The sequence below is a fragment of the Streptomyces sp. NPDC058371 genome (assembly GCF_042723265.1).
GTDB lineage: Bacteria > Actinomycetota > Actinomycetes > Streptomycetales > Streptomycetaceae > Streptomyces.
Genome location: NZ_JBHXJC010000009.1, coordinates 127,408 through 141,435 on the forward strand (window position 1 = coordinate 127,408; position 14,028 = coordinate 141,435).

The 14,028-nt window shown below is 71.3% G+C and carries 13 protein-coding genes; 2 read left to right on the plus strand and 11 right to left on the minus strand.

Annotated elements, in window-relative coordinates:
• The 8 genes from ACFWM2_RS25255 to ACFWM2_RS25290 all read right to left on the minus strand — a co-directional run bounded on the left by ACFWM2_RS25255 (position 1) and on the right by ACFWM2_RS25290 (position 10,134).
• Positions 1-1,467, minus strand: a complete 1,467-nt coding sequence (locus tag ACFWM2_RS25255) for a hypothetical protein (protein ID WP_383284080.1) — start codon at positions 1,465-1,467, stop codon at positions 1-3.
• A 381-nt stretch (positions 1,468-1,848) separates the two neighbouring features.
• The gene (locus ACFWM2_RS25260) at positions 1,849-2,805 is read right to left on the minus strand and encodes an N-acetylglucosamine kinase (RefSeq protein WP_383284083.1); all 957 of its coding nucleotides are present in this window, start codon (positions 2,803-2,805) and stop codon (positions 1,849-1,851) included.
• Positions 2,806-3,038: 233 nt separating this feature from the next.
• On the minus strand, positions 3,039-4,304 hold the full coding sequence (locus tag ACFWM2_RS25265; RefSeq protein ID WP_383284086.1) for a 6-phospho-beta-glucosidase: 1,266 nt from the start codon (positions 4,302-4,304) through the stop codon (positions 3,039-3,041).
• A gap of 2 nt (positions 4,305-4,306) precedes the next feature.
• A complete protein-coding gene (locus tag ACFWM2_RS25270) occupies positions 4,307-5,203 on the minus strand; it encodes a carbohydrate ABC transporter permease (protein WP_383284089.1) in 897 nt (298 codons plus the stop codon).
• A gap of 3 nt (positions 5,204-5,206) precedes the next feature.
• The gene (locus ACFWM2_RS25275) at positions 5,207-6,148 is read right to left on the minus strand and encodes a carbohydrate ABC transporter permease (RefSeq protein WP_383284092.1); all 942 of its coding nucleotides are present in this window, start codon (positions 6,146-6,148) and stop codon (positions 5,207-5,209) included.
• A gap of 10 nt (positions 6,149-6,158) precedes the next feature.
• Positions 6,159-7,496, minus strand: a complete 1,338-nt coding sequence (locus tag ACFWM2_RS25280) for an ABC transporter substrate-binding protein (RefSeq protein ID WP_383284094.1) — start codon at positions 7,494-7,496, stop codon at positions 6,159-6,161.
• 68 nt (positions 7,497-7,564) lie between these two features.
• Positions 7,565-8,776, minus strand: coding sequence for an ROK family protein (locus tag ACFWM2_RS25285; protein ID WP_383284097.1), 1,212 nt, complete (start codon positions 8,774-8,776; stop codon positions 7,565-7,567).
• 266 nt (positions 8,777-9,042) lie between these two features.
• Complete coding sequence (locus ACFWM2_RS25290; protein WP_383284100.1) at positions 9,043-10,134, minus strand: mechanosensitive ion channel family protein; 1,092 nt, start codon at positions 10,132-10,134, stop codon at positions 9,043-9,045.
• Positions 10,135-10,406: 272 nt separating this feature from the next.
• Between ACFWM2_RS25290 and ACFWM2_RS25295 the strand changes: the two genes are divergently transcribed.
• Positions 10,407-10,943, plus strand: a complete 537-nt coding sequence (locus ACFWM2_RS25295) for an HNH endonuclease (protein ID WP_383284103.1) — start codon at positions 10,407-10,409, stop codon at positions 10,941-10,943.
• Between the two features lie 56 nt (positions 10,944-10,999).
• Here ACFWM2_RS25295 and ACFWM2_RS25300 read toward each other — a convergent pair whose 3' ends face one another.
• Both ACFWM2_RS25300 and ACFWM2_RS25305 read right to left on the minus strand, forming a co-directional pair.
• Positions 11,000-11,623, minus strand: coding sequence for a hypothetical protein (locus tag ACFWM2_RS25300; protein WP_383284106.1), 624 nt, complete (start codon positions 11,621-11,623; stop codon positions 11,000-11,002).
• A complete protein-coding gene (locus ACFWM2_RS25305; RefSeq protein ID WP_383284109.1) occupies positions 11,620-12,201 on the minus strand; it encodes a hypothetical protein in 582 nt (193 codons plus the stop codon). The genes ACFWM2_RS25300 and ACFWM2_RS25305 overlap by 4 nt, the downstream gene beginning before the upstream one ends.
• A gap of 332 nt (positions 12,202-12,533) precedes the next feature.
• Here ACFWM2_RS25305 and ACFWM2_RS25310 point away from each other — a divergent pair, with 332 nt between their 5' ends.
• On the plus strand, positions 12,534-12,932 hold the full coding sequence (locus ACFWM2_RS25310) for a hypothetical protein (protein ID WP_383284112.1): 399 nt from the start codon (positions 12,534-12,536) through the stop codon (positions 12,930-12,932).
• Positions 12,933-13,263: 331 nt separating this feature from the next.
• Here the strand turns inward: ACFWM2_RS25310 and ACFWM2_RS25315 are convergent, their stop codons facing one another.
• Positions 13,264-14,013: an ABC transporter ATP-binding protein gene (locus ACFWM2_RS25315; protein ID WP_383284591.1), complete on the minus strand. Its 750-nt coding sequence runs from the start codon at positions 14,011-14,013 to the stop codon at positions 13,264-13,266.
• Positions 14,014-14,028 lie beyond the last annotated feature (15 nt).

Below are 14,028 nucleotides of genomic sequence, written 5' to 3' on the forward strand. Positions count from 1 at the left end.
TCACCGGTACTCCGAAAGCCTGCGCCCGATGCCCAGGACCGCGCCCGCCGCACCCAGCATCGCGAGGACCGCCGCGCCCACCGGGAGTCCGGTCATCGCGTCCCGTCCGTCGCCGGCCGAGCGCTTGAACTCGAGCTGCTCATGGGCGAGGGCCGTCGTCAGGTTGCTGTCGACGCCGTCGAAGCACTCACCGGTCGCCCCCTTGGAGCCGATGATCCTGTCCAGGGCGCCTTGGTAGTCACCCGAGTCGTCGGCCTTGCGGGCTTCGGTGTGACGGGACTTCCACACCTTCATGTTGCCGGTGGCCGTCTTCACGGGCTGTTCCCCCGCCTGGTCGTCGGCAAGGCTCGCGGCCTTGGCGAGGCCGGTGGTGAGGTCCTCCATCGAGGCCTTGAAGGCGACGTCGAACTTGTCCTCGATCACGCCCTTGACCTCGACGGTCTCCGCGCCGCGGCTGACCAGGGTCAGATTCTCGTTGCCCCGGGCCTTGAGCGAGGCGATCTGCGCGTCGTGCAGCACGTTCAGCGAGCGGACGCCGTGGTCGTACGACGCGTCGAGCCCCGCGCGGGCGACGCTGTGGCCGACGACGAGCCAGAGCAGCACCACCGCGGCCGTGGTGGTGGCGCCGACCAGGCCTTGGTTCAGCACTCGGTTCGTCCGCCGGTAGTGGCGCCGCTGGGCCCAGACGAGCGCGGCGAGCACGAGGACGCCGAGGCCGATGGCTGCCCAGGGGTACGGTGTCGCGTCGGAGTAGTCCGAGCGGAGCCGTTGGTTCTCCTTGGTGTAGAGGTCCTCGGCCGCCGGGAGCATCTCCTGCTGCATCTTCTCGTTGGCGTACCGCAGATAGGCGCCGCCGAGCGGGAAGCCCTGCCGGTTGTTGGCGCGGGCCCGCTCGATGAGGCCCTTGTACTCCGGCAGCAGCGTGTTGAGCCGGGAGATGGTGGCCGCGGAGGGGGAGCCGGGCTCCGAGTTCGCGGCGGCGGTGACCAGCTTCTCGGCGGCCGTCTTGATGTCGGCCTCGTAGCGCTTGCGGTCCACGGCCGGTTCCTGGCCGCCCGCGAGGAAGCCGCTGGAGGCAGCCGTGTTGGCGTCGGCGAGCGAACGGTAGATCTCCGCGGCGTCGGAAGTCAGCGGCTGGCTGTTGTGCAGGACGTCGTCGGCGGCGGCCGAGCGGTCCGTCATCTGCCAGGCGGTGACCGCGCCGAACGCGACGACCAGCAGGGCGAGCAGAGCGCCGATGACCCGCAGCCGGCCGGGCTCGGTCGTCGCGGCGGCCCGCAGCCGGTCGACGCCCTCGGCCCATGCCGTACGGCGCGGCGGTGCGGCGTCGGGCAGCGGCCGCGGGGCCTGCGCCCCCGGCTGTCCCGGCAACCCCGGCTGTACGGCCCCGGTCTGCGGCGGCACAGCCGGCATCGTGGGTCTGGCCTGCGCCGGTGGTGCCGCGCCGCCCTTCGGCGGGTATGTCACTTGACCTCCCCCATGGTCATCCGTCGGTCACCTCGCCCCGGTGCGCTCAGGGCGCGGACGGAGGTGGCACGGCCGCAAGTATCGCCGCCGGGACTGACATCCGCACAGGCCTTGACTCGATCTTGTGCGGATCGCCGCGCCCTTGACGAACTTCCGCGCAGCGCACGACTCCCCGCACCTCCCCCCTGCCCATGAATACGCGTGCCGTATGGGTTCGGTTCCCGTACGACCGCGAGGGGTTCGCGCCGCCTCGTGAGCGGGGGCTCACGCCGTCTCGTACGCGGGGGCCCGGGCGCCGGCGCGAGCGGGGGCGCGCGTCGTTCCTGCGCGGTGCAGCGTGCCGTCGCCCGGGCGGGGGTCGGGCCCCCGCCCGGGGAGCGGTCACGCTTCTTCGTAGTGCGCCCGTACGCGCGCGTGCACGTCGTCCGGGGCCCGGACGTGGTCCAGGCCCAGCAGTGCGGCTCCCAGCACGGGGCTCGCCGTGACCACCCGGGGGACCGCCTTGGGGGCGCGGTCCGCCAGCAGTTCGGCGATGCGGTCGTCGAGTTGGGGGTGCCGGGCGGCGAGGATGCTGCCGCCGAGGAGGACGGGAGTCTCCTCGTCCAGCAGCTCCAGGCGGGTCAGGGCCACCGTGGCCATGGCGACCACCTCGTCCGCGAGCCGGTCGACGAGAGCGCGGGCCACCGGGTCGCCGTCCACCGCCGTGGCGAACAGCACCGGAGTGAGTTCGTGGCGCCGGGCGTTGCCGATGTGCCCCAGGTGGAGCGCCTCGATCAGGGCGTACATGGAGCCGAGTCCGAAGTGGGCGGGCAGGGTGCGGGCGAGGGCCGTCGGGCCGCCCCGGCCGTCCTCCGCGCGCGCCGCGTGCCACAGGGCCTCCTCCGCCATCCCCCAACCGCCGCCCCAGTCACCGGAGATGCGCCCGATCGCGGGAAAGCGGGCGGTACGGCCGTCGGGCCGCATCCCCACGCAGTTGATACCGGCGCCGCACACCACGGCGACCCCGCGCGGCTCGGCGATCCCGGCGCGCAGGATCGCGAACGTGTCGTTGCGCACCTCCACACTCGTGCCCCACGCGCGCGCGTGCAGGGCGGCTGCCAACTCCTCCTCCTCGACAGGGAGATCGGCGTTGGCGAGACAGGCCGAGACGTGCTCCACCGAGGTGAGGCCCGCCGCGGCGAAGGCGCGGCCGACGGCGTCGGCGACCGCGTCCACGGCGGTCTCCACGCCCACGGTGGGCGGCCGGAAGCCGCCGCCGCGCGCGGTGCCGGCCACCCGCCCGTCCGCCGTCACGACGGCGACATCCGTCTTGCTGTTCCCCGCGTCGATGGCGAGCACGGACCCGGCACCCCCGGGGCGCCCGGCGACGCGCCCGGCACCCCCTGGAGCCGGCACAGCCCCGGCGGCCGGCCCGGACGAGGAGCCTGTGGCCCCGGCGGCCGGCCCGGACGTGGTGCCCGCGCCCCCGACGACCGGCCCGTACGCGGAGCTCGTGGACCCGGCGGCCGGAGCCGACGCGGAGGCCGTGGGGACGGCCCCGGCGGGCGTTCCGGGGCCGGATTCCGATGACGTCATGCCCACGCGAGGTGCTCCCGGTTGTGCGCGATCAGCTGGTCGGTGAGGGCGTCGGCGTACGCGTGCTGGCCGACGAGGGGGTGGGCGAGCAGGGCCCGGAAGACCCGGTCGCGCCCGCCGCGCAGCGCGGCCTCCAGGGCCAGGTCCTCGTACGCCGTCACGTTGGCCATCAGCCCCGCGTACAGCGGGTCGACGGCCGGCACCGGCAGCGGGGCCGGGCCGTGGGAGCCGACCGCCGCCTGAACCTCGATCACCGCGTCGTCCGGCAGGAACGGCAGCGTCCCCCTGTTGTACGTGTTGACCACCTGGTAGGGGCTGCCGCCCCCGCCGAGCAGCGCGGCGGCCAGGTCCACGGCCGCCTCCGAGTAGTAGGCGCCGCCCCTCTTGGCCAGCAGTTCCGGCTTCTCGTCGAGCGACGGGTCGCCGTACATCGCGAGCAACTCCCGTTCCATCTCGGCGACTTCGGCGGCTCGCGACGGCTTGGTCCGCAGTTCGCGGACGACCTCGTCGTGCGCGTAGTAGTAGCGCAGGTAGTAGGACGGGACGACGCCCAGCCGGTCGACGATGCTGCGCGGCAGGTGGAGATCGTCGGCGATGGAGTCACCGTGCTCGGCGATCAGCTTCGGCAGGACGTTCTCGCCCTCGGGCCCGCCCAGACGCACACCCGTTTCCCAGCTGAGGTGGTTGAGACCCACATGGTCCAGGTGCACATTGGCGGGCGCGACCCCCAGCATTCCGGCGAACTTCCGCTGGAATCCGATCGCCACGTTGCACAGTCCGACCGTCTTGTGACCGGCCTGGAGCAGGGCGCGGGTCACGATCCCGACGGGGTTGGTGAAGTCGATGATCCAGGCGTCCGGGTTGGTACGGCGGACGCGCTCGGCGATGTCCAGCACCACCGGCACCGTGCGCAGCGCCTTGGCGAGGCCGCCCGCGCCCGTCGTCTCCTGCCCGACGCAGCCGCACTCCAGCGGCCAGGTCTCGTCCTCGTTGCGCGCGGCCTGACCGCCGACGCGCAGTTGCAGCAGCACGGCGGCGGCGCCCTCGACGCCCGCGTCCAGGTCGGAGGTGGTGACGATCCGGCCGGGGTGGCCCTGCTTGGCGAAGATGCGCCGGGCCAGGCCGCCCACCAGCTCCAGACGGTCGGCCGCCGGGTCGACGAGCACCAGCTCCTCGATCGGCAGCGTGTCCCGCAACCGCGCGAATCCGTCGATGAGTTCAGGGGTGTAGGTGGAGCCCCCGCCCACTACGGCCAGTTTCATGATCAGCCCTTCACTCCGGTGAGCGTGACACCCTCGACGAACGCCTTCTGCGCGAAGAAGAACACGAGGATCACGGGGGCCATGACCAGTACGGTCGCGGCCATGGTGAGATTCCAGTCGGTGTGGTGCGCGCCCTTGAACGACTCCAGGCCGTAACTCAGCGTCCAGGCACCCGGGTTCTCGGACGCGTAGATCTGCGGTCCGAAGTAGTCGTTCCAGGCGTAGAAGAACTGGAAGAGCGCGACCGCCGCGATGCCCGGCTTCGCCATCGGCAGCACGACCTTGAGCAGTGTCCTGAGGTCCCCGCAGCCGTCCACCTTGGCCGCGTCGAGGTACTCGTTCGGGATGGTCATCAGGAACTGGCGCAGCAGGAAGATGGAGAAGGCGTCCCCGAACGCCATCGGGATGATCAGCGGCCACAGCGTGCCCGACAGATCCAGCTGCTTCGCCCAGAAGAGGTACATCGGGATGATGACGACCTGCGGCGGCAGCATCATCATCGAGATGACCAGCATCAGCGACAGATTCCGGCCGCGGAAGCGGAACTTGGCGAGTGCGTACGCCACCGGGATCGACGACACGACCGTGAGCACGGTGCCGCCACCGGCGTACAGGAGCGTGTTCTTCCACCAGGTCAGGAAGCCCGGCGTGTCGAAGACCTTCTTGTAGTTGCCCCACTCCCAGGTGTGCGGGATCAGATCCCGGCTGAGCGCCTGCGTGTCGCTCATCAGCGAGGTCAGGAACACGAACACGAAGGGGAGGACGAAGAAGAGGGCTGCCGCGACGCCCAGCGCGTGCACGGCGATCCACTCCAGGAACGCCTTGCGGCGGGCGGTGCGTTCGGCGGGGGACACGGGCTGCGTCTGCAACTCCACGGGCTTGTCCAGTACTTGGGTCATACGTCAGTCACCTGCCTGGATGAGACCGCCCCGGCGCCGCATCAGGAACGCGGTGAACACCATGGACAGGGCGAACAGCACGAGCGCGACCACACAGGCAGAGCCGTAGTCGAAGCGCTGGAAGCCGAGGTTGTAGACGAGCTGCGGCAGAGTGAGCGTCGACTTGTCCGGGTAGCCGGGCTCGAACTGCGTACCGGCGCCCTGGATGACGCCCGAGGCGACCTTCCCGGCGATGAGTGGCTGTGTGTAGTACTGCATCGTCTGGATCACGCCGGTGACCACGGCGAACATCACGATCGGCGAGATGTTCGGCAGTGTCACGTACCGGAACCGCTGCCACGCGGACGCGCCGTCCAGCTCGGCCGCCTCGTACTGCTCCTGCGGTACGTCGAGCAGCGCGGCCATGAAGATGACCATGAGGTCCCCGATGCCCCACAGGGCGAGCAGGGTGAGCGCGGGCTTCGACCAGCTGGGGTCGTTGAACCAGCCCGGCGCCGGGATGCCGATCTTCTCCAGGATCGAGTTGACCGGCCCCGTACCGGGGTTGAGGAGGAAGGCGAAGGCCATCGTGGCGGCGACGGGCGGTGCGAGGTAGGGCAGATAGAAGAGGGTGCGGAAGACACCCGTGGCCGACTTGACCTTCGTGATCAGCATGCCGACGCCGAGTCCGAAGAGGACGCGCAGGCTGACCATGATGACCACGAGCCACAGCGTGTTGCGCAGGGCGGGCCAGAACAGCGGGTAGTTCTGGAAGACGTAGACCCAGTTCTTCGTCCCGGCCCAGGTCGGCGGCTTGAAGCCGTCGTAGTGCATGAACGAGAAGTAGACGGTCGAGATCAGCGGATACGCGAAGAAGACCGCGAAACCGATCAGCCAGGGCGACATGAAGGCGAGGGTCCGCAGCGCCGACCGGCGGCGCTTCGAAGCCAGCGTGACAGTACTCATGGGCGTGCGGCTACTTCGCCTGCGCGATGTCCGTGTCGATCTGCTTGGCGGTGGATGCCAGACCCGCCTTCAGATCCTTGGTCCTGCCGCTCTCGTAGTCGTAGCCGAACTGCTGGATCGACACGAGGTAGGTACCGCCGTTGATCGACGCCGGAGACGTCGTCGAGTCGGGGTTCGAGGCGATGTCCAGGAACGTCTTGAAGCGCGCGTCGTACTTCAGCTTCGGCGACTTCAGGGCGGCCAGCGTGGAGGGCACGTTGTGGATGGCGTTGGCGAAGCCGACCACGGCGTCCGTGTCCGTCGTCATGTACTTCACCAGCTCCCAGGCCGCGTTCTGCTTCTTGCTGGTGGAGGCGATGCCGGTGATGGTGCCGGTGATGTAGCCCTTGCCGTACTGGTCCGCCTGGTCGTCCGGCACGGGCAGGGGTGCGACACCGATCTCGAAGCCGGGCTTGGCCTCCTCGGCCATGCCCAGTCGCCACTCGCCGTCCAGCTGCATCGCGACCTGGCCGGTGTGGAAGGGGTGCTTGGGTCCCCACTCGTCACCCAGCTTGGAGCGGTACTTCTCCAGCTTCTGGTAGCCGCCGAGCGAGTCGACGAGGTTCTTCTGGAGGGTGAACCCGGCCTCGAACGCGGGGTCCTTGGCGATGTTCGACTTGCCGCTCTTGTCGAAGTACGTCGGCGAGAACTGCCCGAAGTAGTGCTCGGTCGTCGACTCCCAGCCATGGTAGTTCGGCATGAAGCCGAGCTGGGAGTACGAGTCGCCCTTGGCGATGGTCAGCTTCTTGGCGTCCTTCTCGAACTCCGACCAGGTCTTCGGCGGGCTCTTGATGCCGGCCTTCTCGAAGGCGGTCTTGTTGTAGTAGAGCCCGTACGCGTCACCGAGCAGCGGCGCCGTGCAGCGGTTGCCGTCGAACTGCGTGTACTCGTTCATCGCCTTCGGGAACGTCGTCTGCGGGTCGATGCCCGCCTTCTTGAAGAGGGGGTTCAGATCGACGAAGGCGCCGGACGAGCAGAACTTGCCCACGTTGTTGGTGGTGAAGGAGGAGACGACGTCGGGAGCCTTGCTGCCGCCCGCGCGCAGCGCCTGGTTGATCTTGTCGTCCGTCATGTTGCCGACGACGTTCACGTGGATGTTGGGGTGCGCCTTCTCGAAGCCCGCCACCAGCGCCTTCACGCCCTTGACCTCGTTCGGCGCGCTCCACGCGTGCCAGAAGTTGATCGTCTGTTCCTTGGACGCGTCGTCGCTCCCACCGGAGTCGGACTGGCCGGTACAGGCGGTGGCGAGGAGGGCTATCGAGGCGGAGGCGGCGAACGCGGCGACCGCTTTCCTGGACATTCCGGGCATGACGGGATCTCCCTAGGGCAGGGCGGGGCGGTGGACGATGCGGGGGGCGGACAGTGCGAGGAGCGGACTCAGCGGGAGGTGTCGAAGACCTCGTCGCGGGTGGCTGCCAGCGCGCTCTCCAACGCGCCGCGCAGCACAGGATGTTCGTGTACGTCGCCGACCACGAGGCGCGGCCGGGACGCGGCCAGCTCCTCCAACTCGGCCTGGACCAGGGCGCGCAGCGGTTCGCCGCCCGCGGTGAGCGAGGCGCCGCTGAGGACGACCAGCTCGGGATCGAGCACGGAGACGAGTGAGGCGAGACCGGTGGCGAGCCCGGTCGCGTACGTCTCCAGGAGCCGCAGGTGCGGCCCCTCGTTCACGGCCGCGGCCTGCGCGACCAGGGCGGCCGCGACCTCCGCGTACGGTCCGCTCGGCACGGGCCGGACGCCCAGCTCGCGGGCCAGCTGGGGAAGGGCCTGTGAGCCGGCCAGCTCCTGGTAACCACCGCTGTTGGCCTTCGTCACCTGCCGCACCAGGGGCGCGCCCGGCACCGGCAGGAAGCCGACCTCGCCGGCGCCGCCGGTCCAGCCGCGGTGCAGCCTCCCGCCGAGGACGAGCGCGGCGCCGAGACCGCCCTCGTTCCACAGCAGGACGAAGTCCTCGTGTCCGCGGGCCGCGCCGAGCCGCTGCTCCGCGATGGCGACGAGGTTCACGTCGTTCTCGTACTCGACCGGCATCGGCAGCGCGGCGGCCAGCTCGTCGAGGAGACTCGGCGTGTGCCAGCCCGGCAGGTGCGAGGCGTAGCGCAGCCGGCCGGTGTTGGGGTCGAAGGCGCCGGGCGTCCCGATGACCAGCCGGTGGATGTCGCCGCGCGCCAGCCCGGCCTCCTTCACCGCCCCGTCGAGGGCGTCGGTGACCTGTCGTACGACGGGTTGGGCGGGGCGCCGGCCGGGCGTGGCCAGCTCGTACTCGCCGACGGTCCGGCCGGTGACGTCCGCGACGGCGGCGCGGATGCGTTCGGGGGTGACATCGAGTCCGGCCGCGTGGGCCGCGGCCGGATTGACCACGTACAACTGGGCGTTGGGGCCGGGGCGCCCCTCGCTGGTTCCGGTGGCGAGCACCAGGCCGGCCGCTTCCAGCCGGGCCAGGAGCTGTGAGGCGGTGGGCTTGGACAGGCCGGTGAGCTTGCCGATCCGGGTGCGGGACAGCGGGCCGTGCTCCAGGAGGAGGTCCAGGGCGGCGCGGTCGTTCATGGCGCGCAGGACGCGCGGCGTGCCCGGCGTACCGGCGGATCCTGCCATGCGTGTCGCCCCCTGCCTCTCGAATGCCCCAGCTTCGCAGTGTCCCGAGGGTGGAGTCCACCGCCAAGATCATTGTTAGGAAAGTTTCCTATTGGGTGAGAGGAAAGTAGGCCGGTGTTGGCAGGGGCGTCAATACCGGCCAGGGCGGGCAATCAAGTCGTTACCTCGGGAGGAACGGCTGAGGCCGCCGGGGTGTGTGCACCCCGGCGGCCTCGGACCGTCGTCGTTCGGGTGGCCGCAGCCGCCGCCCGTTCTCGCGCCGTGCGCTACTTCGCGGCCCCCGGCGGAGTGATGGGCGAGGCGTTCTGGGACTGCGGGGACGAGGTGGAGGCGTAGGCCGAGGGGGCCGCCACGGCCGCCGTCGGGTCCGAGGCCGGGGTCTCCTCCGGCTGGACCGTCGAACCGCCCATGATGCGGATGTCGGCGTCGTCGAAGGCGTGCTTGATGCGCCAGCGGAGCTCGCGCTCGACGGTCAGCGCCTTGCCGGGCATCGTCTTGGCCGTGACCCGGACGACCATCGAGTCCAGGAGGACGCTGTCCAGGCCCAGGACCTCGATCGGGCCCCACAGCAGCTCGTTCCAGGGCTCGGCCTTGCTCATGTTCTCGGCGACGTCGGCGAGGACGGACCGGACGTGGTCCAGGTTCTCGGCCGCCCGGACGGTGACGTCGACGCCCGCCGTGGCCCAGCCCTGGGAGAGGTTGCCGATGCGCTTGACCTCGCCGTTGCGGACGTACCAGATCTCACCGTTGTCGCCGCGCAGCTTCGTGACCCGCAGGCCGACCTCTATGACCTCGCCCGAGGCGACGCCCGCGTCGATCGAGTCGCCGACACCGTACTGGTCCTCAAGGATCATGAAGACGCCGGAGAGGAAGTCGGTGACCAGGTTGCGGGCGCCGAAACCGATGGCCACCCCGGCCACCCCGGCCGAGGCCAGCAGCGGGGCCAGATTGATCTCGAACGTGCCGAGGACCATCAGCCCGGCCGTGCCCATGATCAGGAAGGACGCGACCGAACGGAGGACCGAGCCGATGGCGTGCGAGCGCTGGCGACGGCGCTCCACGTTCACCAGCAGACCGCCGAGCGCGGTGCCGTCGACCGCCTGCGCCGTGCGGTTCATCCGCTCTATCAGCTTGGTGATCGCCCGGCGTACCGCGACTCTGAGGACCGCCGCGATCACCAGGATCAGCAGCACGCGCAGGCCGATGCTCAGCCATGTGGACCAGTTCTGCTCGACCCAGCTCGCGGCGTTGGTGGCACTCTCCTGGGCGTCCTGAAGCGTGGGGGCCGGCGGAGCCGTCGTCGTCGAGGGGGACGGTGACGGGGTGACGGCGGCGGCCGGCAGGACGGACAAGGACACAGCGGGTACCTCCAGGCGTAGCGGTCTGCCCCCGGCAGGGACACGAGAGGGACACCGGTCGGGCAGACTCACCACACTAACGGGGCATGGTGTGCGGATCGTTGTCATGTTCGAGGGAGAGACCGGACTCACCTGGGGATGAAGAAGGTGTGGTCGAAAACACTCCCAGCCCGTTACCGGGACATGGTGGCGCTTCCACCAGGCATGAGGGGAGACTGACTGCAGATCGTCCCGGCGCGAGCCACGCGCCGCCGGCGTACAAGGAGGCATCCGTGCCGCATGTCCTGGTCCTCAATGCGTCGTACGAGCCACTCGGCGTCGTACCGCTCCGCCGCGCGCTCGTCCTCGTCCTTGAGAACAAGGCCGTATCTCTCGAGGAATCCGGCGCCTTCATGCACAGCGCGACCGTTACTGTCCCCGCACCCAGCGTGGTCCGGCTGAAGAGGTTCGTCCGGGTCCCTTATCGGGGGCCCGTTCCGCTGACCAGGCGAGCGCTCTTCGCTCGCGACGGCGGCCGGTGCATGTACTGCGGTGGCGTCGCAACCAGCGTCGACCACGTCATCCCGCGCAGCCGCGGGGGTCAGCACGCCTGGGACAACGTGGTGGCGTCGTGCCGCCGCTGCAACCACGTCAAGGCCGACCGTCATCTGGTCGAGATCGGCTGGCGTCTGCGCCACAAACCGGCCCCGCCGACGGGGCTCGCCTGGCGCATCATCGGAACGGGGCACAGGGACCCGCGCTGGTTGCCTTACCTGCAGCCATACGGCGCTGAGGACGCGATGGCCCGGATCGACGGCATTTCCGCCTGACGATCCGGGCTTTTGCATACCCCCTCACCCGCCGGCCCGTCCCGCACGGCCCCGTGTCAGCCGCGGGGCCCCTCGGGGCGGGCGCCGTACACCGCGCAGAGCGCCGAGCCGGCCACGAAGAGTGTCAGCGCGACGGCCCAGGCGCCGGGCTGAGGGCCCGTCTGCAGGGGCCAGGTGAGGACTGTCTCTCTTCTCACACGGGGTGAGGCGCCCGAGAGATACACGCCACTGAAGTACAGCGTCGTCGGCATCCAGCTCGCCCGGGCACCGCACAGCACCGCCGCGCCCGCCGTCAGACCGACGGCCCCCAGCGTGTTGCGGACCATCGCCGGCGCGCCGAACACCTCGGCCTGTCCCGGCACCGCAGAGGCGAGCGCCGCCGCCGCGAGCGCCGTCAGCACCAGCAGATGCGCCAGCCGCCTGGGCCACCAGGGGCGTACGGCGGTGTCGTCCAGGTCGCGCGCGTACGAGTGGAGACTCACGCCGATCGCCGCGGACGCCAGCAGCGGGGCCAGGGAGAGCAGCGGCACCCGGCGGTAGGGGTCCAGATAGACGCCGGGCCGGCTCGCCACCCACAGCGTGAGCAGCGCGGCACAGGCCAGCGCGGCCGCGGTCAGGGGCAGGCCACGGGAGCGGGCGTAGAGCGTGAGGGGGGTGCCGGGACTGCGCTGGGCGTTCACAGGGACGGAACCTCCTGCGGGTCCGGGTCGCAGTCCTGGGCGGTGGCGAAGTAGCGGCTCAGCCAGGCGCGGCGCTCGTCGTCCGGCATGGCGGCGAGACGCGCGTACGCCCTGTCCTCGGCGCGGTGCCTCGCGATCCCCGGCTCGTCACCTCGCTCCAGGGCCCCTGCCACGGACACGTCACGGATGTCCTTCGCAACAGCGTCCGGAGCCAGCCAGCGCAGTACGGCCTCATCGGTCTCCGGGATCCGCCGCTCGGACGGTTCCCGCTCGCAGTCCGTGCGGACCATCAGCTGCGCGGCCTCCCAGGCGTAGCGCTGCGGATCGGTCACCTTGCCGCGTACGGCGCTCCAGCCGAAGGGCGTGAGCATCGGCAACTGCGTCTCGTCCTCGTGCGGGTCGCGCCCCAGGTCCTCGAAGCGGACGGGCAGGTTCTGCACGCCCTCCAGCCGGCCGGTGAGACCGGAGAGCGCCCGGGTCACGTCCGGCAGCAGACCCGGGTGGGTGGCGTTGACGCAGACCGCCGGAGTGGTGGAGTCGTCGCACACCTGCCGGTGCACGAGCGGGTTGTCGCGCAACAGACCGTCGCCCGCCTGCGGCGGTCCCGAGCGCGGCCGTGAGTGGCAGCAGCGCGATGACGCGACGCCGGCCGGCGTGCGCCAGGACCGCGGTCGCGGCGAGACCGGCCGCCCAGAGGGCCGACACGAGCGGGTACCACCAGACCGGCAGTTCACGGTCGCCGACCACGCGCACATGGGCGAGTGCGAGATTGCGGAGGTCCGACGGCGCATGGGCGACCATGCCGAAGAGGACGTACCCGCAGATCGCGAACGCGGGCGCGGTCAGCCGCCAGGGCAGCACCTGCCCGGCCACATGACCGAGCACCGCGCAGGCCGCGAGCGAGAGGGCGGTGCCCACGAAGACCGTCGGCTGCGGGCCGCCGGCCGACGCGTACGGCGCACAGGCCAGCAGGGCGCCGGCCACCGCCACCCCGTACGCCGCGGCCAGCCAGCAGGCGAGCGGCAGCGCGGCCGTCAGGAGCTGCGCGAGCCGGCCGCGAGCGGCGGAGGCCCGCAGCTCCGTCATCCGCAGCCGCCGGTCCCGGCCGCCCTGCCAGGCGCCTGCGGCCAGCGCGAAGGGGGCGCCGATGAGGCCCGCCCCGGTGCTCAGCAGGGCGGTCGTCTCACCCCAGCTGCCCTGCCACTGGTCCGCCGAGGCGCCGAGCGCCCAGGCGAACGTGATCAGCATCCCGGCGGCCGCCCAGGGGGCGAAGCCGCGCAGGGCTTCGGTGCGGAGGGGGTGGCGATGACGGTGTGTGGGGGTGGGTTCGGGTGGGGCGGGGGCCTTCGTTCGGGGGGCCCTGCCGAGCCGGGTGCGACGTTCGGCGGGGCGGTCGGCTGGGTCGCTACGGACGTCGGTGCGGAGGTCGACTCGGTCGGTGCTGTCGCCGGCGCTGGCGGCGCGGTCTCCGGTGGGGTGACCGGGGCGGTTGGCGCGGTCTCCGGTGGTCTCGTCGTCGCGGTAGGTGCGGTTCCCGTCCGGTGCGGAGGCGGCGTCGGAGTGGCCGCCGATCAGAGGGCTCGCGGGTTCGGCGGGGGACGTCGGGGTGCCGCGGTCGCCGCCCGGAGGGATCCGTACGGTCATCGGCCGGCCTCCGTCGGTGTCCCGGCGCGGTGACCGCGCAGGGCGGCGGTGTAGCCGCGTTCGGTGGCGTTGCCGTCGGCCTCGTGGCCGTCCGCTCCCAGGGCCGCCAGCGACTGGGGCGTGCCCCGGTAGGCGACCCGGCCGGCCTCGATCAGGGTGACGTCCGTGCAGGCCGCTGCCACGTCCTCGACCAGGTGGGTCGAGACGATGACGGTGGCGGCCTTTCCGAGATCCCGGAGCAGCGCGCGGAACTCGACCCGCTGCTCGGGATCCAGGCCCGCGGTGGGCTCGTCGAGGAGCAGCACGCGCGGGTCGTTCACGATGGCCTGGGCGATGCCGACGCGCCGGATCATGCCGCCGGACAGGGTCTTGACCTTCGCGTCGATGCGGTCGGTGAGCCCGACCCTGGCCACCGCCCGCTCGACCGCGGCCGGGGTGACCGCGGCGGGCACCTCCTTCAGCCACGCCACGTACGCCACGAACTCCCGCACGGTGAAGCCCGGGTAGTACCCGAACTCCTGTGGCAGATAGCCCAGTTCACGGCGGACCGCACTGCGTTCCCGGTGCCGCCCGAGGTCGCTGCCGAGCATCTCCACCCGGCCCGCCGCGGGCGCCGAGACCGTCGCGAGCACGCGGATGAGGGAGGTCTTGCCGGCGCCGTTGGGCCCCAGCAGTCCATGGACCCCGGGCCCGAAATCCAGGTCGACGGCGTCCAGTGCGGTGGTCCTGCGGTGCCGGACGGTCAGCGCGGAGACGCGGAC

Coding starts and splice junctions, on each gene's coding strand:
- ACFWM2_RS25265 (WP_383284086.1), bottom strand. CDS start 4,304: ATGAAACTGGCCGTAGTGGGCGGGGGCTCCACCTACACCCCTGAACTC.
- ACFWM2_RS25270 (WP_383284089.1), bottom strand. CDS start 5,203: ATGACCCAAGTACTGGACAAGCCCGTGGAGTTGCAGACGCAGCCCGTG.
- ACFWM2_RS25275 (WP_383284092.1), bottom strand. CDS start 6,148: ATGAGTACTGTCACGCTGGCTTCGAAGCGCCGCCGGTCGGCGCTGCGG.
- ACFWM2_RS25280 (WP_383284094.1), bottom strand. CDS start 7,496: ATGCCCGGAATGTCCAGGAAAGCGGTCGCCGCGTTCGCCGCCTCCGCC.
- ACFWM2_RS25285 (WP_383284097.1), bottom strand. CDS start 8,776: ATGGCAGGATCCGCCGGTACGCCGGGCACGCCGCGCGTCCTGCGCGCC.